Origin of the sequence: Ichthyobacterium seriolicida, assembly GCF_002369955.1 — a bacterium.
Taxonomy (GTDB): domain Bacteria; phylum Bacteroidota; class Bacteroidia; order Flavobacteriales; family Ichthyobacteriaceae; genus Ichthyobacterium; species Ichthyobacterium seriolicida.
This window is the reverse complement of sequence record NZ_AP014564.1, coordinates 1,522,704-1,542,239: the sequence shown is the minus strand read 5'-3', so window position 1 is coordinate 1,542,239 and position 19,536 is coordinate 1,522,704. Positions and strand designations below refer to the sequence as shown.

The following is a 19,536-nucleotide window of genomic DNA, read 5'->3' as shown; positions in this document are numbered from 1 at the left end:
CTTTTTTTCATTTGTATAAAGTTTTAATTGGGTTTTTTTAAATATCTAGGATTTTGTATCCTAAATAAACTTTACACACTCTTTACAGGATGGTGTCTCAAAGAAAGACTGCTTTTCTATATAGCTCTACTAACATTACTTTAACCTAAATTATTCATAGTTATATTTGAATTTGAATATAAAGTGTTAATTTTAAAGGGCTTTACCCAAAAAGCAAGCACTTTAGATAAAGTCCAAAAATTAGGAATAAAAACACATTATTTATAACCTGAGTTAGATTGGCAATTACTTATAAACACTGAATAAAAACGATAGATTTAACCTGGAAATTCATAAGAATATTAATCCAGGTTAAATAATGATGGCACAAGATTTTATCATTGTAATTTAAAGAATACAGGTAAGTTAAATGTTACTTTAACAGGCTTCCCCCTTTGTTTAGCTGGCATTATACGTGGTAATTTGCTGATAAGTCTAATAGCCTCTTGATCTAAATGTTTATCTACTCCTCTAATAACGCGTATGTCAGATACATTTCCATCTTTTTTTATTACAAAGCCAACTATAACTTTCCCTTGTATTCCCATCTCTTTAGCTATCTCTGGATACACAAAGTTCTTTCTAATAAAATTCATTATTCCCTTTTGAAAACACATATACCTATCTTTTTTTGGTACGTCTTCACATCCAGGAAATACAGGCTGATCTTCAACAACCATAAAATTGAATACCTCATCTACCTCTTCTTCATCTATTATCTCTACAGCTTCCTCTTCGCTAATTTCAGTATCTGGGATATCTAATTCTTCCTCTAGTTTTATGTCGTCTTCTACAATATTTATGATTTCTTGAGAAGGTGGCGGTGGTGGCGGCGGAGGTGGGGGAGTTTCCCTTTGTGTAATTGGTACAATCTCATCTTCCTCTTCCATAAGAGATAAGACACCAAGACTGCTAATAACCTTATCATAAGTCTTCCATTCTAGAGCTATATAAGTACATAACAAAGCAATTATGAGTCCAACTTGTATATAAATAACTCTATTTCTGTCTACGTCTGCTTTTGGATTCTTTTTTAATTCCATTTTAAAGTGTTAAAACTAAAAGGTTAGCTGCTGTATTTTTTTACAAAAAAAAATATTATTAAACCGCCAAAGCTATAAATTGTTTTACAAATACAGTAAATTATTACATAATTTATGATTTTTTTTTATCCTAAATATGAATAGCTATCTTGCCCATAGCATCTAGAGAGGCCTCCTTTAGAGCTTCTGAAAAAGTAGGATGAGCATGAGATATCATAGACATGTCCTCTGTAGAAGCGCGATATTCCATAGCAACTACTGCCTCTCCTATCATATCAGCAGCTCTTGCACTTATAATATGAACACCCATTACCTCATCAGTTTGTGAATCACTCAAAACCTTTACTAACCCATCTATATCTCCGCTAGCTCTGGCTCTTCCTAAAGCCCTAATAGGAAAAGATCCAACTTTATAATTCTTATTATTACTTTTGAGCTGTTGCTCTGTAAAACCAACACTTGCAACCTCTGGCCAAGTATAAACTACAGAAGGGATTAAATTGTAATTTATATGAGGTTTTTTTCCAGATATGTGCTCAGCGACGAAGACTCCTTCATCACTAGATTTATGAGCCAACATAGGTCCTTTTACCACGTCTCCTATGGCATAAATATTTGGAATATTAGTTTGTAAATATTCATTTGTATCTATACACCCATTGTCATTTACCTCAACTCCAATATTTTCAAGATTTAAGTCTTTTGTATTAGGTCTTCTGCCTACAGAAATCAAACAGTAATCTCCTTTAAATTCTACAGATTCTCCTTTGGCATTTTCAGTTATAACACTAACTATATCACCATTAGATACGATCTCCTTTACCTTGTGAGAAAGGCTAAACTCAAAGCCCAACTTTTTTAGATTTTTTTGTAATTCTTTTGAAACACTTTTGTCCATATTAGGCAATATAGAATCTTGGAATTCTATTACCCTAACCTCAGCTCCTAGACGGGCATATACAGACCCCAATTCCAAGCCTATAACCCCTCCACCTATGACTAATAAATTTTTTGGCACTTCCTTTAATTTCAAAGCTTCTGTGGAGGTTATTATCCTTTTTTTATCAATTTTTACAAATGATGGCTCCAAGGGTTTAGAACCTGTAGCTATGACAGTTTTTTCAGCCATTATTTGCTCGGTAGAATCATCTGATTTTAAGATATTTATATGTTTAGAATCACTAAAAGAGGCTATGCCGTGATATACATCTATTTTATTTTTTTTCATTAAAAAATTAATCCCATCACAAGTTTGAGATACAACCTGATCTTTACGAGATATCATTTTAGAGATATTCACTTTTAATTCACTTATATCTATTCCGTGATCTGAAAAATTATTTTTAGCATTATGAAAATGCTCTGAAGAGTCCAAAAGGGCTTTTGATGGTATACAACCAACATTTAAACAAGTACCTCCTAATGTTTGATATTTTTCTATTATAGCAGTTTTCATACCCAACTGCGAACAACGAATAGCTGCTACATAACCACCAGGACCTGAACCTATTACAGCGACATCATACTTATTCATAATTTACATTTCGTTTTTTTAGACACGGCACGAATATACAGCAAAAATATTCATTTAATGAAGTAGAATTTTAACGATTTACTGCAATTACTAAGCCAATTTTTCTGCAGATAATTCTACATTGTATTTAACACAATCACCTATGGAAATTCCACTGATGTAATTTCCTGAAAAATATAATCCTCTATTATTTTTTTCTATTTCACCTATATAATCTATAATATTAGAATGACCAATACCGTATTGAGGAATAGATTTTTCTATTAAATTTACTCTAGTAAAGACCTCTTTATTTCTCTCGATACACATTATTTTTTCAAATTCTAATTTTGCATCTTCTATCACTTGCTTTTTATTATTTGCCAATTTATCTGCATTTCTAGCTCTGCCTATAAAAATTGTGAATAATACCTTATCCTTTGGATATTTATCAGTGAAAATAGATGTATTCCAAATCGCTCCCAAAAAAGACATTTTTTCTTTTTCAGGAACTAAAAAACCAAAAGCATCTAAAGGGTGTTTTATATCAACTCTGTTATAACACAGAGTTAAAATATTTATGGGAGAATAATAAATATCATCAATTTTCGATAAGTCTAACCATTTTATAATTCTACTTATTCTATGAGATGGAATTGTCAACAATAAAGATTTGGTGGTTATGACTTTTCTCTTGTCATTTTTTACCACTGTCAAAATAAAATTATCCTTTTGTTTTTCTACACTCTCTAATCTTGTAGAGGTTTGAACTATCTCAGGAGGAAATTGATCGCTTATAGCTTTTGTCAAAGCAGATAATCCTCCTTTAAATGAAAAGATATTTCTATTGAGAGGACTTTGTTGTTTAGCAATCTTATTTAATCCCTTTATAATCGATCCGTAGATACGTTCTAGATCGTAGATTTTAGAAAAAGATGACTTCAGACTCATTTTTTTTGGATCTCCAGAGAAAATTCCAGCAACCATAGGATTTACAACATAATCTAAAAACTCCTTACCAAATCGTCTACTTACAAATTGAGCTACGGATTCATCATAATTGCCATTAAATGGCTTTATAAATATTTCTTTAAAAATTCTAATCTTGGATGATAGAGACAACAGAGAAGATTTCAATATTCCAGGTATTGAAAAATTTATGTCATGTAATTTTCCCGATCTTAATATATATCTCTTTTTTGCAGTACTATTAGCATATAATACTTTGTCTTCTAGATTTAATTCCCTTATAAGTTGTAAGAGTTCTTTATTCATGGATGCCGAAACAGCAGAGTTATCTATAGGGAAACCCTGAATTTCTTGGGTTTGTAACATCCCTCCAACATCTTTTATTTCGTCTATAATGATAAATTTTTTATCTCTTTTATGTAATTCGTGTGCTAGGGTCAGTCCCGAAATACCTGAACCCACAATAACTGAATCTAATATATTATTATCCATTTATTACCATTGGTTTACCTTAAAAGAGTAGACACTGAGTATTTAATTTAAGATATATTTGCACAACCCATAGGTTCTGCATTGAGGAGTCATTATTTGTAATTATCCTGCAAGATGAATAAAATCCTTTTAATATCACTTTTTATACTCACCTGCAATATTACCTATTTAAGGGGACAAAATAGTATGTATCACGGAGAAATATTAGATTCAATATCTAGATTGCCCATTCCAAGTGTACAAATTTTGAATCCAAATACTTACAAAAAAAGTATAGCCAATGAATATGGGCAATTCACTATAAATGCCTCTGTTGGAGACACTTTGATAATTTCAGGTATAAACTACTATACTAAACATGTACTTGTAAAAGAGTCTAAAGGAGATGAGATAAAAATTTTTCTATCTGAAAAAACTTTTAACTTAAGACAAATAGTTTTAATCTCACATAATCTGACAGGGATACTAGAGATAGATGTAAAAAAAATAAAGGATAAGAATATATCAACATTGAAAAAGTTTCCAGGATTTAAAACCTCTGAAGATCTAGGAAATCCCAAACCTGCCGAAGCTACTATTTTTCAACCTATAGATTTTTTATACGATTTATTTAATTCTAGGTATGATGAAATAAAAAAATTAAAAGTGATAAGAAAAAAACAGGCTTTCATAGAGAAATTAAATATTAATTTTGTCGAAGATCTAATAACTAGATTGTCTAGCGTCTCTAAAAAAGAAATAAATGAGATATTAAACTACTGTAAGTATTCAAAGTCTTCTATATTAGAGTTATCAGACATGGAAATAATACAATCTCTCAAAGAGTGTTATGAAAGTTATAAGCTATCTAAAAAAGGGGTAAAGGGAAATTAATAGCTTTTTATATGATGCCTACACTGAGTGTTAATGTAAATAAGATCGCCACGTTGAGAAATTCCCGTGGGGGAGATATTCCAAACTTACTCAAGGTAGTTGCCGACTGTGAGAGCTTTGGAGCACAAGGCATAACGGTTCATCCCAGACCAGATGAAAGACACATCACCTACAGAGATGTTTATGATTTAAAAGATCAAGTAAAAACAGAGTACAATATAGAGGGAAATCCCATATCTAAGTTTATAGACTTAGTATTAGATGTCAAACCCACACAAGTGACCTTAGTCCCTGATGAAGAAAATGCCATAACTTCAAATTCTGGTTGGGATACTGTATCGAATAAATCTTTTCTGACAGAGGTAATAAGTGAGCTAAAAAAGAATAATATTAGAACTTCTGTATTCGTATATCCAAATGAAAAAGATATAGAAGGTGCTGCCCTTACAGGTGCAGACAGGATAGAACTATACACAGAACAATACGCTAAGAATTACCAAAACAAAGATATCGTTATTAAGCCTTATATACAAGCAGCTAGAATAGCTAATAAATTAGGCTTGGGCGTAAATGCTGGACACGATTTGAATATAGACAATCTAAATTTTTTCAGTAAAAACATTCCACAACTCTTAGAAGTTTCAATTGGGCATTCTCTTATTTCTGATTCTATATACAACGGATTGGAAAATACCATTAAAATGTATTTAACACAATTATATTAAAATAACTATGAACGATATATTGCACTCGACAGTATTTGAAAACGGCAAGCAACCTCTTGTTATCTTACATGGATTATTAGGTATGTCTGATAATTGGTTGACATACGGCAAAAAAAACTCTGAATATTTTGAGGTTCACTTAGTAGATCATAGAAATCACGGCAGTAGTTTTCATTCAGATGAAATGAATTATACTGTTATGACAGAAGATTTAAAGAGGTATATAGATCATTATAATTTGTCTGATATACTTTTGATGGGGCACTCCATGGGAGGTAAAGTATCGATGAATTTTGCGTGTATGTATCCTGAGTTGATAAGCAAACTAATAGTAATAGACATTTGTCCTAAGAAATATAAAATAAATTTTACTGATCTGTTTAATGCTATACACGATATGCCTTTAGAGGATATATCATCTAGAAAATCGGCGGAGGAATTTATGGAAAAAAGAATATCAAATTATGGCATTAGACAATTTATTCTAAAGGGATTATACAGAGGAGACGACGATTTATTAGCTTGGAGATTTAATTCAAAAGTCTTGGAGAGGGAAATAGTCGAAATAGGAAAAGAATTACCTAGTTCTTTTTCTTTTGAAAAGGAAACATTATTTCTTTCGGGAGAAAAATCAGACTATATAGTAGATGCTGATTCAGAGATAATAAAACATCACTTTCCAAATAGTAAAATAGTTGAAATAAAAAATGCTGGACACTGGGTTCAATCAGATAATCCTGAAGATTTTTCACAACAAACTGATCTCTTTTTAAGAGGTTAAATATTGTTTTTTTTCGGGCTTTAAGCCATGTGACTTTCTTGATATAGGTTTTTGAAAACTATAACATTCCTAATTCTAACATGGCTTCTTCACTCATCATTTCTTTGGTCCAAGGTGGATCGAAAGTCATCTCTATTTCACAATTATTTACTACATCCAAATTTTCTACCTTGGTTTTTACTTCATTAGGCATGATCTCAGCAACAGGACAATTTGGAGAAGTCAATGTCATGAGAATCTTAACATCCTTGTCTTCACTTACGCTGACATCGTAAATAAGACCTAACTCATATATATCAACTGGAATCTCTGGATCGTATACAGTGCGTAAAACATCTATCACCCTTTCGCCTATTTCCTGTGCCTCTTTATCTGTCATTTTATAAAAATTAAATAATAATCAAACTGCTACAGAGGCTTTTATTGGAGCATGGCACATATAATTCTGAAGTTCAAAATCTTCAAACTTAAAATCTAAAATATCTTTTACTTGGTTATTTAACTTTATAGTAGATAAAGTTTTGGGCTCTCTAGACAGTTGCATTTTAACTTGATCTATATGATTGGAATATATATGTGCATCGCCCAAAGTGTGAATAAAATGTCCCAATTCCAAACCAGTTACTTGGGCAATCATGACAGTCAACAAAGAGTATGAAGCAATATTAAAGGGAACACCCAAAAAAGCATCAGCGCTCCTTTGATATAACTGACAAGACAGTTTATTATTTAAAATGTAAAATTGGAACAAAATATGACAAGGAGGTAATTTCATATGGTCTAATTCTCCTACGTTCCAAGCTGATACTACCAGTCTTCTAGAATTGGGATTTAACTTTATTTCATTTACAACTTTGGTTATTTGATCTATGCTTTGCCCAGATGCATTTTTCCAGCTGCGCCACTGATGACCATAAATAGGACCTAAATCGCCATTTTCATCAGCCCATTCATCCCAAATAGAAACATTATTATTTTTTAAATAAGAAATATTTGTTTCCCCTTTTAAAAACCATAATAATTCATGGGCAACAGAAGCGAAATGAACCTTTTTAGTGGTGACTAATGGGAATCCTTTTGAGAGATCAAAACGCATTTGATATCCAAATATGCTTAGAGTTCCAGTGCCTGTTCTATCATCTTTTTTGACACCTTCATCTAGTATAGTTCTCAAAAAGTCTAAATACTGTTTCATTATTTGCTAATTCTATTTATCTCATTTTTTATTTCTTCGGCCAATCTGTAATCTTCATCTTCAACAGCTTTTTGCATTAGCTTGATAAGAGTCTCTTTGGAATTTCTCAGTTTTGATTTTTTTTCATCTAAAAATTCTTCATCACTGTTATCTAATATTGTCAAGCCAGCTATATCCATAATATTTTTTCTTATGTATATGGGAGCCCTAAAACGTATAGCTAAAGCGATAGCATCAGAAGTTTTAGAATCTATGTTGTTTATCTCTTGTCCACCTCTAGAGCACACTATCGACGAATGAAAAATTCCGTTTTCTATTTTATCTATAATGACGTAAACTAAATCTATTCCATACGAATCAGAAAATATTTTGAATAAATCATGAATGGCAGGTCTGCTGTTATCAGTGTTTCTTTCTATAGCACAAAGAATAGATTGAGCCTCAATAGCTCCAATGATTATTGGTATTTTCCTATTCTCACTATTCTCACTTAAAATAATAGCATAGATGTTTTCGGACTTAGTATAAGAGATACCTTCTATACTCAACCTCAATAAATCTTTTTTCATCGTCAACATTTTTTAGGTATTATCATAAGCACTCAATAATACAGATAAATAATAATCCCTGATCTTATAATAATAAAAGTATATAAAAAACTCCTTTTTTCTAAATACGAACTGACTTGTTTTTGCTATTAAAAAGCTAACTACAGCCTAACACGGGCAAATATATACTGTTTATTCTTATTTTAAACTACTGAGCATTAAAATCGCAATCTCAATTAGAATACTTCAACCTAAGGTAAAAAATATATTTACATAAATTTGCCCGCTTATCTGTATTTACAAATTCTCGTTATGATGAAAAAAATAATCCTAATAACTATAACATCTTTTAATTTACTATCTTATAATCTTTTTTCTCAATCAGGAGGTATGTTGCTTCCACATACCATAGATAGTGATGAGGAAAAAGAAATGAAAAAAATGGGACTTCGTATATCTACAAAAGATATTTACAGTCTAAATAAACCTAGTATAAAAGACGCTGTGGTGCGCTTAGGAGGATGTACAGCTCAAATAATATCAGCAGAAGGCTTATTATTAACTAATCACCATTGTGGCTATCACAGTATACAAAAACACTCTTCTTTGGAAAATAACTATTTAAAAGAAGGTTTTTGGGCAAAGACTAGAAATCAAGAATTACCTAATAAAAATCTGAGTGCCACCTTTGTAAAAAATATATACGATATAACTGACTCTGTCCTTATGGGTATTACATCTGATATAAAAGAGAGCAAAAGAGCTGATATGATTTCTCAAAATATAGAAAAAATCAAAGAAAATACAATATTAGAGTCGCATGAGAATATTATGATAAAACCTTTTTATAATGGCAATATGTATCTGGCTTTTATAACTGAGGAATTTAAAGATATAAGACTTGTAGGAGCTCCACCTTCATCAATAGGGAAATACGGTTCAGATACTGATAACTGGATGTGGCCTAGACATACTGGAGATTTCACTTTGTTTAGGATATATGCAGGAAAGGATAATAAACCAGCGGAATTTTCTAAAGATAATATTCCGTATAAGCCAAAGCACTTTTTTCCTATTTCCATAGATGGAGTAGACGAAGGAGACTTTACAATGATATTTGGATTTCCTGGTAAAACTGATAAATATCTCCCATCAGTAGCTGTAAAACAGATAATAAACACCAATAACCATATTAAAATATCCATTAGAAATGAGTCTCTAAAAGTGCTAGACAGACATATGAGATCGAGTGAAACAGATAGAATAAAATACGCGTCTAAGCAATCTAGAATAGCTAACTATTGGAAAAAGTGGATAGGGGAGTCCTATGGTTTAAAACAAACAAATACTCTAGATAAGAAACAAGATTTTGAAGATGAGTTTAGAAAAAGAGTAAAGGGTAATAGAGAGTACGAAGAAATATTAGATGGATTTGAAAAATATTACAAAGAGATTTTGCCATATTCAAGGGCTAAGGATTATTTCACAGAGATGTATTACAATACTGATATATTAAAATTTTACAGTAAGATAAAAAGTTTCTTAGGCGATGGGGAGGGGACAGAAAATGCTGAAAAAATCAAAAAAGATATTCTAAACTATGTGGATGATCACTTTGATAATTACACAGAAAAAGTAGATATGGAAATATTTCAGAGTTTGATAGGTATATATATGGCTGAAATAGGTGAGGAGTTCATACCTAAATATCTAAATGATCTGTCAGAAGAGTATCAACGAGATTACGAAAAAATGTCAAAGGAATTATTCTCTAAAACAGTATTGACAAAGCCTAGAGCTCTTAAATCGTATATAGAAGAAAAGAGCATACCAGAATTGATGAAAATGATTTTGGAAGATCCCATGTGTAAATTATCTAAAAGCATAATAGAGGTATATAATCAGAATACTATGGTAAATTACGATAGAATTAATTCTGATATAAAAGATTTACAGAGGAAATATATAAAGGCTCAGATGGAAGTTTTTCCTGAGAAAAAGTACTCTCCAGATGCCAATGGAACACTTAGGTTGAGCTACGGAAAAGTCAGAGGATATAAGTCAGAAAAGGGAGTTGAATACAGTCCTTTTTCTTATTTAGAAGGAGTTGTGAAAAAATATAAACCTGGAGATTATGAATTTGATTTACCTCAAAAGTTAATTGACTTATATCAAAAGAAAGATTACGGCATTTATGGCAAAGATGGTAAGATGCCTGTTTGTTTCTTAGGTAGCAATCACACTACAGGAGGGAATTCTGGGAGTCCAGCCATAGATGCCCATGGAAATTTAATAGGCTTGAACTTTGATAGAGTATGGGAAGGAACTATGAGTGATATAAATTACGATCCATCTATATGTAGGAATATTATGGTAGATATTCGTTATATATTATTTGTGATAGATAAATTTGCGGATTCTAAACACCTCATAGATGAGATGGAAATAGTTCATCCAAAAGAGAAATATTAGAGTTTTAGAGTGAATGTGAATAGGATTAGGAGTAATTTTTCTAATTTAGCAGCTCTAAATATTTCAAATATTGATTTTGTATAAAGGGTTTGTTTATATATCAATTATTTTATTGCTTAGTTCAAGGGTATTTGCACAAAACCAACAAATAGACATAGGTTCTCCAGATTTAGGTGGTTTAATATACACAAAAATGATTTCAGGGGGTGGTGGATTTGCCTCTAATGCTTATTTGTTGAATATGAGGTATTTCTATGGAGAAATGGCTTTTTATAAAAATTCCTTTGAATTAGAATTTTCTATATTTCAGCACGAGAAAGAGATAAAAACCAATAGCATATATCAGGGCGATATTAGTAATAGGTTTGTTTATGGCAAACTAAATGATTTTTTATCCTTTAGGATTGGATGGGGTCGTATATATGAAATCATACCTAAACGAGAAGTGGGCAGTGTAAGTATAGAATATATCCTTTACGGTGGTTTTTCTCTTGGAGTATTAGTTCCAGTATATTTAGAGATAGCTCCCGTTCCCTTTATGGTAAAAAAAGAGGAAGAAAAAAACATAGAGAGATACGATCCTTTAAAACACGATTACATAAATATTATTAGAGATACTTCATTTTTCAATGGCATTAGTGAGAGTGTCATCTGTCCTGGAACCTATATTAAAGGAGGTTTAGTATTCGATTGGCATTTACTTAGAAAAAAGATCACCTCCTTAGAGGTAGGTGCTGTGATAGATTATTTTTTTAAAGAGATACCCATGATGCACTTAGCTAAAAATTATAGTTATTTCGCTGGATTTTACATAACCTTTAATTTTGGAACTAAATGGAATTAATGTCTCCTCCTGTAAAGAAGGAAAAACCAAAATGGTTAAAGGTAAAATTACCTATAGGAAAAAAATACACAAATCTCAGAAAGGTAGTTGATAATTATAAACTTCACACTATATGCGAGAGCGGTAAATGCCCTAATATGGGAGAGTGTTGGGGACAGGGAACAGCTACTTTTATGATATTAGGAAATATATGCACTAGGTCGTGTGGTTTTTGTGCTGTTTATACTGGGAGGCCTCTTCCAGTGGATTGGAATGAACCGGATAAAGTTGCACAGTCCATACAGCGGATGAATATAAAACACGCTGTGCTCACATCGGTAGATAGAGACGAATTAGAAGATGGAGGATCTATCATTTGGGCTGAAACTGTAAAGGCTGTAAGGCGTATAAATCCCAATACTACTTTGGAAACATTAATCCCAGATTTTGCTGGTAAGACAAAAAATATAGATAGACTCATAAAGGTAGCTCCAGAGATCATATCTCATAATATGGAGACAGTCAAGAGGTTGACACGTGCTGTGAGAATACAAGCCAAATACGAAAGGAGTTTAGAAGTGCTCAAGTACATTAAAGAAAACAAACAGAAAAGAACTAAAACAGGTATCATGTTAGGACTTGGAGAAAAAAAATCTGAAGTCATAGATACGCTGATAGATTTAAAAGATCATAAAGTAGACATTGTGACCATAGGTCAATATCTTCAACCTACCCCTAAACACTTGCCTGTTATAGAATTCATTAAACCTGAAGTTTTTCAAGAATATAAGAAGATAGGAATAGAAATGGGATTTAAATATGTGGAAAGTGGTCCTTTAGTGAGATCTTCATATATGGGAAAAAATCATTTAGTTTAGGGCGTTGTAATGGGCGATAAATTAATTTTCTTGGGAACTGGAGCGTCAAAAGGCATTCCAGAGATAGGGTCTAAAAATCCTGTGAGTTTGTATGCAAGAGAAAGAGATATCAGATTGAGATCATCGGCTTTATTGACTATAAAAGGTCTAAATTACTTAATAGACTGTGGCCCTGATTTTAGACAACAAATGTTGAAAGTTGGATGTTATAAGTTAAGAGCTATTATTTTCACTCATGAGCATTCCGATCACGTAGCTGGCATAGATGATATAAAAGCCATATGGCAGATGGATAAAAAAGATATGCCTATATATGGACAGCATAGAGTTATAAAAGCTATTAGAGATAGGTATTCTTATATGTATTTAGAACATAAATACGACTCTGTTCCTCGTTTGGAAGAGCATATTATAGATGTTAAAAAAGAGTTTTTTATAGGCGATGTAAAGTTTATTCCAGTTGAGGTAATACATGGAAAACTTCCTATTTTAGGCTATATAGTCAAAAAAACAGCATATATAACAGACATCTCTAAAATAGAAGAAAGTGAAAAAGAAAAGATATCTAATCTAGATAACTTGATAATAAGTGCTTTTAGAAAAGAAGAACATTTTTCTCATTTTAATTTAGATCAGGCTTTGGCTCTGATAAGAGAAGTTAATCCTAAAAAAGCCTATATAACTCATATTAGTGAATCAATGGGTTTTCACTGTGAAGTTCAAAGAGAATTGCCAGAGAATATATTCTTAGCATATGACGGTCTAGAAATTGATATTTAAAAGATTATCTCAAAATCCGAATATTAACCAATGGATATAAACTTAATTAATACCGATAGTGACCCTATAGTTGAGTTTTCCAAGTGGTTTTGTCATGCTAAAAAAGAAGATCCAACAAATTACGATGTGATGGTATTATCTACTTTACAATCAAATGGATATCCCAGATCTAGAGTTGTATTACTAAAGAGTTTTTGCCAAAAAGGATTTGTGTTTTTTACCAATTACCAAAGTGAAAAGGGGAGAGCTATAGAGAATAATCCCAGAGTTTCTCTTACTTTTTTTTGGCAAAATTTTAAGAGACAGATAAACATAAACGGCATAGCAGAAAAGATAAACGATACAGAATCTGATAAATATTATAGTTCCCGACCTTTGGGAAGTCAGATAAGCGCTTGGGCCTCTCCTCAGAGTGAGCAGATAGAATCGCGTGATTTTTTAGAAAAGAGATGGGATGAATTCAAAAGTAAATTCGAGATAGATAGGATATACAGACCAAAAAATTGGGGAGGCTATATAATAAATCCAGTACAAATGGAATTTTGGCAAGACAAAGAAGATAGATTACACAACCGCATATTATATAAAAAGGAAAAAGATATATGGGGAAAATCTATATTAGCACCCTAATTAATCAGAAGGGAAGAAGAAACTCTATTCAGCTCAAGTTTATTAATCGAACTTAGATTTCTACTCTTTATTGGAATTTGTATAATTCTAATAAACTCGCGTAAAATGTAATAATCTAAATCTATAGCATATTAAATTATAGATTTGATTTTCAGACAAAGTCTTTTTTAAAAAAAACGCATTATGAGAAAAATATTTTTACTTTTTGTTCTTTTATTTGTTTTTAAGTCATCTATAAATGCCCAATATAATCCTAGCAATAGTATAGATATAAAAGGTAAAAATATAATTAAGACAAATGTAATTGACATTTTAGTTCCTTCATTAAGTCCTTCATTAAGTCCTTTAATACGAGACTTGTATGACGACAGTTATAGTTTTAAATTATCTATACTATCACTTGGTTATGAAAGGGTTATAAATAATAAATTCTCTATTTATATTGATGTAATGACAGAAACTATGGATATTAGTTTTCACTTTTTAAATGTAGATGTCGCTTTTAGATATTATTTTTCAAATGGTGTTCCTACAGGTTATTTTTCAACTAATGCTCCTATAGGTTATTACTTGTCTGCTTCATCACATATGAGTAAAACCGATAGTCTATATGGCTTCAATCTAGGAATACTAATTGGATATCAGAATACTATACTTGGTACTGATATTTATTTTGATTTGGCATTAGGAATTAGATCAGGTATAAATACAGGTCTTGATCGACCTATTCAGTCAACGGGTGTTTGTTCTGTCGGTTATCTTTTTTAGGAATATAATTCACAAAACTAAATTTTTAGTTATTTATCGTAAACAGAATATGTTATTAATCTCACAATAAAAAAACGTATTATGAGAAAAATATTTTTAGTACTCACAGTCTTATTTATTTTTAATCCATCTATAAATGCCCAAAATAATCCTAGTGACAATGTGGAAACAAAAGCTAAAAACATAATTAAGATTAGTGCAAGTGGTGTATTATTATCTATGATAAACACTGTAGTTTTTCGTGTGAAAACTCTAAATGCAATTCCTAGATATGAAAGGGTTATGAATGATAAATTATCTCTAAATATTGAAATACTAACTCATATTGAAGATTATACAAATTTCCATTATTTCTATTGGGCAGCAAATGGCGGTTTTAGATATTATTTTTCAAATAGCGCTCCTATAGGTCTTTATTTATTTCCTTCTTTAGGGTATGGGAAGATTTATAAGGAAGATAATAAAGATGATAAACATAACAAGGAGGATAGAGATTTATTAAACTCAGACTTACTAGTTGGATATCAACATATTATAACAGGCACTAGTATCTGTATCGATATAGCATTAGGAATGACATATGGAGTTGGATTTACTAAAAATAGTACTTATCAATATAGTGGGGGGATGATAAACCTATTTTCTATTGGTTACTCTTTCTAAAATTAGATATTCTAGCAAATACTATTTAAATTTGGGTCTTTTTTTACACTTAAAATCTGCGTATAAAAACCTATGTTTTTCCCCAATTTAGAATTAAAGAATACTCGAAAAGTGTATAGAATATCGATGTTTGTTTTTGCGATATTTTTTACAGTGTATATATTTCCTAAAAAAAATAACTTCCAATACGAATATCAAAAAGGAAAACCTTGGATGAATAAAACTCTTTATTCCAAATTTGATTTTCCCATAATAAAAAGCGAAAAAGAAATAGAGGCTGAAGAGAATATCATAAAAAATAATTCTAAGTTATACTTCATAAAAAATGATGAAATAGTTCCAAATATCTTAGAAAATATAAGTAAACGCCTCTCTCTTTTAGATGTTATACCATACAGAGATATAATAGAAAAAAATAACTTATCCCATAGAGTTTTAAGGCATTTAAAAGAAATTTATAATAAGGGACTTGTAAAATCTGGTGTTAATATCAAATCTGCTGATCAGGTAGTTAGCATCGTGGAAGATAATGTTTATAGAGATATTATCTTCGAAGAGATGTATCAAAAAGATGATGCAATCGATCATATAATACAGAAACTAGAAATAGAGAATTCAGCGCTGTATTTACCAGTAAAAAAAATATTAATAGAATTAATAGTAGAAAATGTCTCCTTTAGCAAGGATAAGACTGATAAATTTTTAGAAAGAGAACTTCAAAATATAATTTACACTAAAGGACTAGTGTATGAAAACACTAAAATCATAGCCAAAGGGGATATTGTCACATCAGAAAAGATGGAATTATTAGACTCTTTAAAAAAAGGATATGAAAATAGATTAGAGGGAAATGTCGATATTGTATCTATTACAATAGGATTTATCGTTTTAGTATCTGTACTTTTCGTTTCACTTTATATTTTTCTAAAAAACTTCAACCCTAATGTTCTGAAAAGTAATAAGCACTTATCCCTGTTGATAACAATTATACTATTCATATTATTTATAACATGTACAATAATCAATATAGATTCTAGTTATTTATATGTTATTCCCTTTTGTTCTCTCCCCTTAGTACTTAGAACTTTTTTTGATAACAAATTAGCATTATTTGTACACATTATAACCATTTTGATGATCGGTATTGTGGTTTCAAACGGTTTTGAATTTATGTTTATTCAGATTGTGGCAGGTGTTATAACAGTTTTATATGTGGGCAACATAGTCAAAAGAGCTAATTTATTTATATGTGTGTCTAGGATAACCATTACATATATCGTAACATATATAGCATTTACTGTTATACAATCTGGTAGTTTAACAGATATAAATATGTCTAATATGTTAAATATAATGATGTTTTTATTTAGCGGATTATTGACTCTATTTGCACATCCTCTTATATACATGTGTGAAAAAATATTTGGGATTACCTCTTATATCTCTATTTTGGAATTATCCGATACAAATTCTCGTGTTTTAAAAAAATTAGCTAATAAAGCGCCAGGCACTTTTCAACATTCACTGCAGGTGGCTAATATAGCAGAGGCTGCAGCTATGGAAATAGGTGCTGATTATTCTCTCGTTAGGGTAGGGGCTCTATACCACGACATAGGTAAAATGTTTAATCCTTTGTATTTCATCGAGAATCAAAGAACGGGCAGTAATTTACACGATAAATTGAGCCCAAAGGAGAGCGCCTCTATTATCATAGATCATGTGACAAAGGGAATAAGTATAGCAAAGGAAAACAAGCTTCCAAATAAGGTAATAGACTTTATAAGTACTCATCACGGCACTTCTACGGTAAAATATTTTTATAAGTTAGAATTAGATTCAAATGAAAAAGTAAATAAAGAAGACTTTAAGTATAAGGGCCCTAAACCCTTTTCAAAAGAAACGTCTATTTTGATGATAGTAGATTCTATAGAAGCTGCATCTAGAAGTATTAATAATCCTACTATTGACGATATAGATGCACTAGTAGAAAAAATAGTTGAAGATCAAATAGAAGAAAAACAATTTAAAGATTCTGAAATAACCTTCAAAGACATAACAAAAATTAAAGAAGTGGTCAAGAGTAAATTGACAGATATATACCATTTAAGGGTAGAATATCCAAGTTGATTTTACAATGGGACGTGTACTATTTTCTTATCTTCAAAGAAACTCTCGCTAAAAAAATCACTTATTTTATATTCTTTAGAATTTGGAAATAAACTCAACTCTTTGGATAAGTCTCCACCTTTTAGAGACAGTATTCCATTTTTAATTTTGTGATTAGATTTTTTAGATATTTTGTTGCCAACCCATTTTGAAAGTTGTGATATATCTGTAACTGCTCTACTGAGTATAAAGTCGAATTTTCCCAATACATCTTCTGCTCTCATGTGTTTTACCAATACATTTTTTAAGCCTAAGCTTTCGGCTATAGAACCAGTAACTTTTGTCTTTTTCAATATTGAATCTACCAGGTAAAAATTTGTTTGAGGAAACAATATAGACAAGGGAATTCCTGGAAATCCTCCTCCAGTGCCCACGTCTAAAATATCAGATTTTGGAATGAACCCCTGTACTTTGGCTATAGATAGAGAGTGTAAGACATGTCTTAAATAAAGGTTGTCGATGTCTTTTCTAGATACCACATTTATTTTTGCATTCCATTTTTTGTATAGATCATCTAGTTTGGAAAATTGTTCTATTTGTGTGGAATCTAGCTCGTCAAAATAAGTTCTTATTAAATCTATATTCATCTAAAAAATTTTTACAAATATAGTTTCATAAAAATTAATCTTATTCATTAATAACTCCCGTATAAGTCTGCATTTATCCTAATACTTTTTTGTTAAATTCGCGGCTTTTACGTCAAACTCTAAGTTTATTTATATGGTATTATCTATGACAGGCTTTGGATATGTCAATCTTGAAAGCGATATAGGAAATATAGAAGTCTGTATTAAATCCATAAATTCCAAGTTTTTAGATTTAAATATTAAACTTCCTTATGATTATAAGAATAAGGAGATGGAAATCAGAAATATTCTCTCCAAGAAATTAATCAGAGGAAAAATAGACTTTTATATAAAACATCTTCCTTTAAAAGACAAGGAAGTTATCACGCCTGTTATAAATAGGGCTGTGGTTTTAGATTACATAGAGCAGCTTAAGTCTATAAGTCCAAATTGCCAAGACCATATGTATTTAGATATGGCTCTTAGTATGCCAAAAATATTTAAGATAGATGAGCAAGAAGAAGAAAATGAAACAGAAATATCTGAAATAAACTGGAAATGTTTTGAAAATGCTATTGAGTTAGCTTTAGAAGCTATTGTAAATCACAGAAAAGAGGAAGGAGAAGCTATAAAAAAAGATTTTCTACTTAGGCTGGAAGAGCTTGAGAGAGCTCTAACTGAAATAAAAGAAATGGATTCAGATAGAATTGATAGTGTGAAAAAGCGTTTGAGATCAAATTTAAATGAAAGTGAAATTAAAATAGATGAAAATCGTTTTGAACAAGAAGTAATTTTCTATTTAGAGAAATTAGACATCACAGAAGAAATAATTAGATTAGAAAATCACTGTAAATATTTCAAAGAAAATTTAGATGATAATATTCCTAATGGGAAAAAGATAGGTTTTCTCTCTCAAGAGGTAGGAAGGGAGATAAATACTATAGGATCGAAAGCCAATTACTACCCAATGCAAAAATTGGTAGTAATAATGAAAGAGAATCTAGAAAAAATAAAAGAGCAATCTCTAAATGTCTTGTAGTAAATCAGGGGGAAAATTATTGATTTTTTCGGCACCTTCTGGTTCAGGAAAAACCACCTTAGTAAAGTATTTATTAGAGATAAATAAGAGTTTATCCTTTTCAATATCTGCTTGTTCTAGAGCTAAGAGGCAAGGGGAGGTAGACGGTAAAAACTATTACTTTTTGTCTGTAGAGGAATTCAAGAAAAATATAGAAGAAAATAAATTTATAGAGTGGGAAGAGGTATATCCAAATAATTTTTATGGAACTCTAAAATCGGAGATAGAACGAATATGGTCATTGGGCAAACACGTCGTTTTAGATGTAGATGTAGTAGGAGGGCTAAATATTAAAAAGATGTATTCTAGACAGGCTTTAGCTGTTTTTGTGAAGGTTTCATCTTTGGAGGAATTAAAAAAAAGATTGAAAAAAAGAGCTACTGAAACAGATGAAAAACTCCAAATTAGAATTGAGAAGATAATCAAGGAATTAGAATACTCCAAATATTTTGATGCCATAGTTTTAAACGATGACTTGATTACTGCAAAAAAGCAAGCTGTTAAATTAGTCGATGACTTTTTAAAGTTATAAAA

At 30.8% G+C, this 19,536-nt stretch carries 20 protein-coding genes; 13 read left to right on the top strand and 7 right to left on the bottom strand.

The features are described from left to right. Nucleotides 1-377 precede the first annotated feature (377 nt). From JBKA6_RS05950 to hemG, 3 genes are all read right to left on the bottom strand, one after another. Nucleotides 378-1,082, bottom strand: a complete 705-nt coding sequence (locus tag JBKA6_RS05950) for an energy transducer TonB (RefSeq protein ID WP_096686808.1) — start codon at nucleotides 1,080-1,082, stop codon at nucleotides 378-380. Between the two features lie 130 nt (nucleotides 1,083-1,212). Beyond that, nucleotides 1,213-2,616, bottom strand: coding sequence for a dihydrolipoyl dehydrogenase (gene lpdA, locus JBKA6_RS05945; protein WP_096686806.1), 1,404 nt, complete (start codon nucleotides 2,614-2,616; stop codon nucleotides 1,213-1,215). A gap of 90 nt (nucleotides 2,617-2,706) precedes the next feature. Further along, nucleotides 2,707-4,056 carry a protoporphyrinogen oxidase gene (hemG, locus tag JBKA6_RS05940; RefSeq protein WP_096686804.1) on the bottom strand — a complete coding sequence of 450 codons (1,350 nt, stop codon included), beginning with the start codon at nucleotides 4,054-4,056 and terminating at the stop codon, nucleotides 2,707-2,709. 186 nt (nucleotides 4,057-4,242) lie between these two features. Between hemG and JBKA6_RS05935 the strand changes: the two genes are divergently transcribed. Genes JBKA6_RS05935 through JBKA6_RS05925 form a run of 3 tightly spaced genes read left to right on the top strand, consistent with a single transcriptional unit; the run spans nucleotide 4,243 to nucleotide 6,435 of the window. Beyond that, nucleotides 4,243-4,929, top strand: a complete 687-nt coding sequence (locus JBKA6_RS05935) for a carboxypeptidase-like regulatory domain-containing protein (RefSeq protein ID WP_096686802.1) — start codon at nucleotides 4,243-4,245, stop codon at nucleotides 4,927-4,929. Nucleotides 4,930-4,943: 14 nt separating this feature from the next. Beyond that, on the top strand, nucleotides 4,944-5,654 hold the full coding sequence (locus JBKA6_RS05930; RefSeq protein ID WP_096686800.1) for a pyridoxine 5'-phosphate synthase: 711 nt from the start codon (nucleotides 4,944-4,946) through the stop codon (nucleotides 5,652-5,654). A gap of 7 nt (nucleotides 5,655-5,661) precedes the next feature. Continuing rightward, nucleotides 5,662-6,435 carry an alpha/beta fold hydrolase gene (locus tag JBKA6_RS05925; protein ID WP_096686798.1) on the top strand — a complete coding sequence of 258 codons (774 nt, stop codon included), beginning with the start codon at nucleotides 5,662-5,664 and terminating at the stop codon, nucleotides 6,433-6,435. Nucleotides 6,436-6,493: 58 nt separating this feature from the next. On the opposite strand, the gene JBKA6_RS05920 is transcribed toward JBKA6_RS05925, so the two are convergent. From JBKA6_RS05920 to JBKA6_RS05910, 3 genes are read right to left on the bottom strand one after another with little or no spacing between them, the layout of a single operon-like run. Continuing rightward, nucleotides 6,494-6,814, bottom strand: coding sequence for an SUF system Fe-S cluster assembly protein (locus JBKA6_RS05920; RefSeq protein ID WP_096686796.1), 321 nt, complete (start codon nucleotides 6,812-6,814; stop codon nucleotides 6,494-6,496). Between the two features lie 21 nt (nucleotides 6,815-6,835). Next, nucleotides 6,836-7,630, bottom strand: coding sequence for a thymidylate synthase (locus JBKA6_RS05915; protein ID WP_096686794.1), 795 nt, complete (start codon nucleotides 7,628-7,630; stop codon nucleotides 6,836-6,838). Beyond that, on the bottom strand, nucleotides 7,630-8,199 hold the full coding sequence (locus JBKA6_RS05910; protein ID WP_096686792.1) for a bifunctional nuclease family protein: 570 nt from the start codon (nucleotides 8,197-8,199) through the stop codon (nucleotides 7,630-7,632). Before JBKA6_RS05910 ends, JBKA6_RS05915 begins: the two co-directional genes overlap by 1 nt. Before the next feature lie 291 nt (nucleotides 8,200-8,490). On the opposite strand from JBKA6_RS05910, the gene JBKA6_RS05905 reads away from it, so the two are divergent. From JBKA6_RS05905 to JBKA6_RS05870, 8 genes are all read left to right on the top strand, one after another. Further along, nucleotides 8,491-10,650: a S46 family peptidase gene (locus tag JBKA6_RS05905; protein WP_394340177.1), complete on the top strand. Its 2,160-nt coding sequence runs from the start codon at nucleotides 8,491-8,493 to the stop codon at nucleotides 10,648-10,650. Between the two features lie 70 nt (nucleotides 10,651-10,720). Beyond that, nucleotides 10,721-11,494: a hypothetical protein gene (locus JBKA6_RS05900; RefSeq protein ID WP_231952045.1), complete on the top strand. Its 774-nt coding sequence runs from the start codon at nucleotides 10,721-10,723 to the stop codon at nucleotides 11,492-11,494. Next, nucleotides 11,485-12,351 carry a lipoyl synthase gene (lipA, locus tag JBKA6_RS05895; protein WP_096686786.1) on the top strand — a complete coding sequence of 289 codons (867 nt, stop codon included), beginning with the start codon at nucleotides 11,485-11,487 and terminating at the stop codon, nucleotides 12,349-12,351. Before JBKA6_RS05900 ends, lipA begins: the two co-directional genes overlap by 10 nt. 9 nt (nucleotides 12,352-12,360) lie before the next feature. After that, nucleotides 12,361-13,131 (top strand): MBL fold metallo-hydrolase, encoded by a 771-nt coding sequence (locus JBKA6_RS05890; protein ID WP_096686784.1) that lies wholly within the window; start codon nucleotides 12,361-12,363, stop codon nucleotides 13,129-13,131. A gap of 30 nt (nucleotides 13,132-13,161) precedes the next feature. Beyond that, nucleotides 13,162-13,761: a pyridoxamine 5'-phosphate oxidase gene (gene pdxH, locus JBKA6_RS05885; RefSeq protein WP_096686783.1), complete on the top strand. Its 600-nt coding sequence runs from the start codon at nucleotides 13,162-13,164 to the stop codon at nucleotides 13,759-13,761. Nucleotides 13,762-13,944: 183 nt separating this feature from the next. Continuing rightward, nucleotides 13,945-14,529: a hypothetical protein gene (locus JBKA6_RS05880; RefSeq protein ID WP_096686781.1), complete on the top strand. Its 585-nt coding sequence runs from the start codon at nucleotides 13,945-13,947 to the stop codon at nucleotides 14,527-14,529. Nucleotides 14,530-14,610: 81 nt separating this feature from the next. Then, nucleotides 14,611-15,192: a hypothetical protein gene (locus JBKA6_RS05875; RefSeq protein WP_096686779.1), complete on the top strand. Its 582-nt coding sequence runs from the start codon at nucleotides 14,611-14,613 to the stop codon at nucleotides 15,190-15,192. Between the two features lie 72 nt (nucleotides 15,193-15,264). Further along, nucleotides 15,265-17,319, top strand: a complete 2,055-nt coding sequence (locus JBKA6_RS05870; RefSeq protein WP_096686777.1) for an HD family phosphohydrolase — start codon at nucleotides 15,265-15,267, stop codon at nucleotides 17,317-17,319. Between the two features lie 2 nt (nucleotides 17,320-17,321). On the opposite strand, the gene rsmG is transcribed toward JBKA6_RS05870, so the two are convergent. Further along, nucleotides 17,322-17,945, bottom strand: a complete 624-nt coding sequence (gene rsmG / locus JBKA6_RS05865) for a 16S rRNA (guanine(527)-N(7))-methyltransferase RsmG (RefSeq protein ID WP_172843110.1) — start codon at nucleotides 17,943-17,945, stop codon at nucleotides 17,322-17,324. Nucleotides 17,946-18,078: 133 nt separating this feature from the next. Here rsmG and JBKA6_RS05860 point away from each other — a divergent pair, with 133 nt between their 5' ends. Then, nucleotides 18,079-18,963 (top strand): YicC/YloC family endoribonuclease, encoded by an 885-nt coding sequence (locus JBKA6_RS05860; protein ID WP_096686775.1) that lies wholly within the window; start codon nucleotides 18,079-18,081, stop codon nucleotides 18,961-18,963. Further along, nucleotides 18,953-19,534: a guanylate kinase gene (gene gmk / locus JBKA6_RS05855; RefSeq protein WP_096686772.1), complete on the top strand. Its 582-nt coding sequence runs from the start codon at nucleotides 18,953-18,955 to the stop codon at nucleotides 19,532-19,534. The genes JBKA6_RS05860 and gmk overlap by 11 nt, the downstream gene beginning before the upstream one ends. Nucleotides 19,535-19,536: the final 2 nt, after the last annotated feature.

What these genes read in the sequence shown, in the direction of transcription:
- JBKA6_RS05950 (WP_096686808.1), bottom strand. Translation starts at nt 1,082, where the DNA reads ATGGAATTAAAAAAGAATCCAAAAGCAGACGTAGACAGAAATAGAGTT.
- lpdA (WP_096686806.1), bottom strand. Translation starts at nt 2,616, where the DNA reads ATGAATAAGTATGATGTCGCTGTAATAGGTTCAGGTCCTGGTGGTTAT.
- hemG (WP_096686804.1), bottom strand. Translation starts at nt 4,056, where the DNA reads ATGGATAATAATATATTAGATTCAGTTATTGTGGGTTCAGGTATTTCG.
- JBKA6_RS05935 (WP_096686802.1), top strand. Translation starts at nt 4,243, where the DNA reads ATGTATCACGGAGAAATATTAGATTCAATATCTAGATTGCCCATTCCA.
- JBKA6_RS05930 (WP_096686800.1), top strand. Translation starts at nt 4,944, where the DNA reads ATGCCTACACTGAGTGTTAATGTAAATAAGATCGCCACGTTGAGAAAT.
- JBKA6_RS05925 (WP_096686798.1), top strand. Translation starts at nt 5,662, where the DNA reads ATGAACGATATATTGCACTCGACAGTATTTGAAAACGGCAAGCAACCT.
- JBKA6_RS05920 (WP_096686796.1), bottom strand. Translation starts at nt 6,814, where the DNA reads ATGACAGATAAAGAGGCACAGGAAATAGGCGAAAGGGTGATAGATGTT.
- JBKA6_RS05915 (WP_096686794.1), bottom strand. Translation starts at nt 7,630, where the DNA reads ATGAAACAGTATTTAGACTTTTTGAGAACTATACTAGATGAAGGTGTC.
- JBKA6_RS05910 (WP_096686792.1), bottom strand. Translation starts at nt 8,199, where the DNA reads ATGAAAAAAGATTTATTGAGGTTGAGTATAGAAGGTATCTCTTATACT.
- JBKA6_RS05905 (WP_394340177.1), top strand. Translation starts at nt 8,491, where the DNA reads ATGATGAAAAAAATAATCCTAATAACTATAACATCTTTTAATTTACTA.
- lipA (WP_096686786.1), top strand. Translation starts at nt 11,485, where the DNA reads ATGGAATTAATGTCTCCTCCTGTAAAGAAGGAAAAACCAAAATGGTTA.
- JBKA6_RS05890 (WP_096686784.1), top strand. Translation starts at nt 12,361, where the DNA reads ATGGGCGATAAATTAATTTTCTTGGGAACTGGAGCGTCAAAAGGCATT.
- pdxH (WP_096686783.1), top strand. Translation starts at nt 13,162, where the DNA reads ATGGATATAAACTTAATTAATACCGATAGTGACCCTATAGTTGAGTTT.
- JBKA6_RS05880 (WP_096686781.1), top strand. Translation starts at nt 13,945, where the DNA reads ATGAGAAAAATATTTTTACTTTTTGTTCTTTTATTTGTTTTTAAGTCA.
- JBKA6_RS05875 (WP_096686779.1), top strand. Translation starts at nt 14,611, where the DNA reads ATGAGAAAAATATTTTTAGTACTCACAGTCTTATTTATTTTTAATCCA.
- JBKA6_RS05870 (WP_096686777.1), top strand. Translation starts at nt 15,265, where the DNA reads ATGTTTTTCCCCAATTTAGAATTAAAGAATACTCGAAAAGTGTATAGA.
- rsmG (WP_172843110.1), bottom strand. Translation starts at nt 17,945, where the DNA reads ATGAATATAGATTTAATAAGAACTTATTTTGACGAGCTAGATTCCACA.
- JBKA6_RS05860 (WP_096686775.1), top strand. Translation starts at nt 18,079, where the DNA reads ATGGTATTATCTATGACAGGCTTTGGATATGTCAATCTTGAAAGCGAT.
- gmk (WP_096686772.1), top strand. Translation starts at nt 18,953, where the DNA reads ATGTCTTGTAGTAAATCAGGGGGAAAATTATTGATTTTTTCGGCACCT.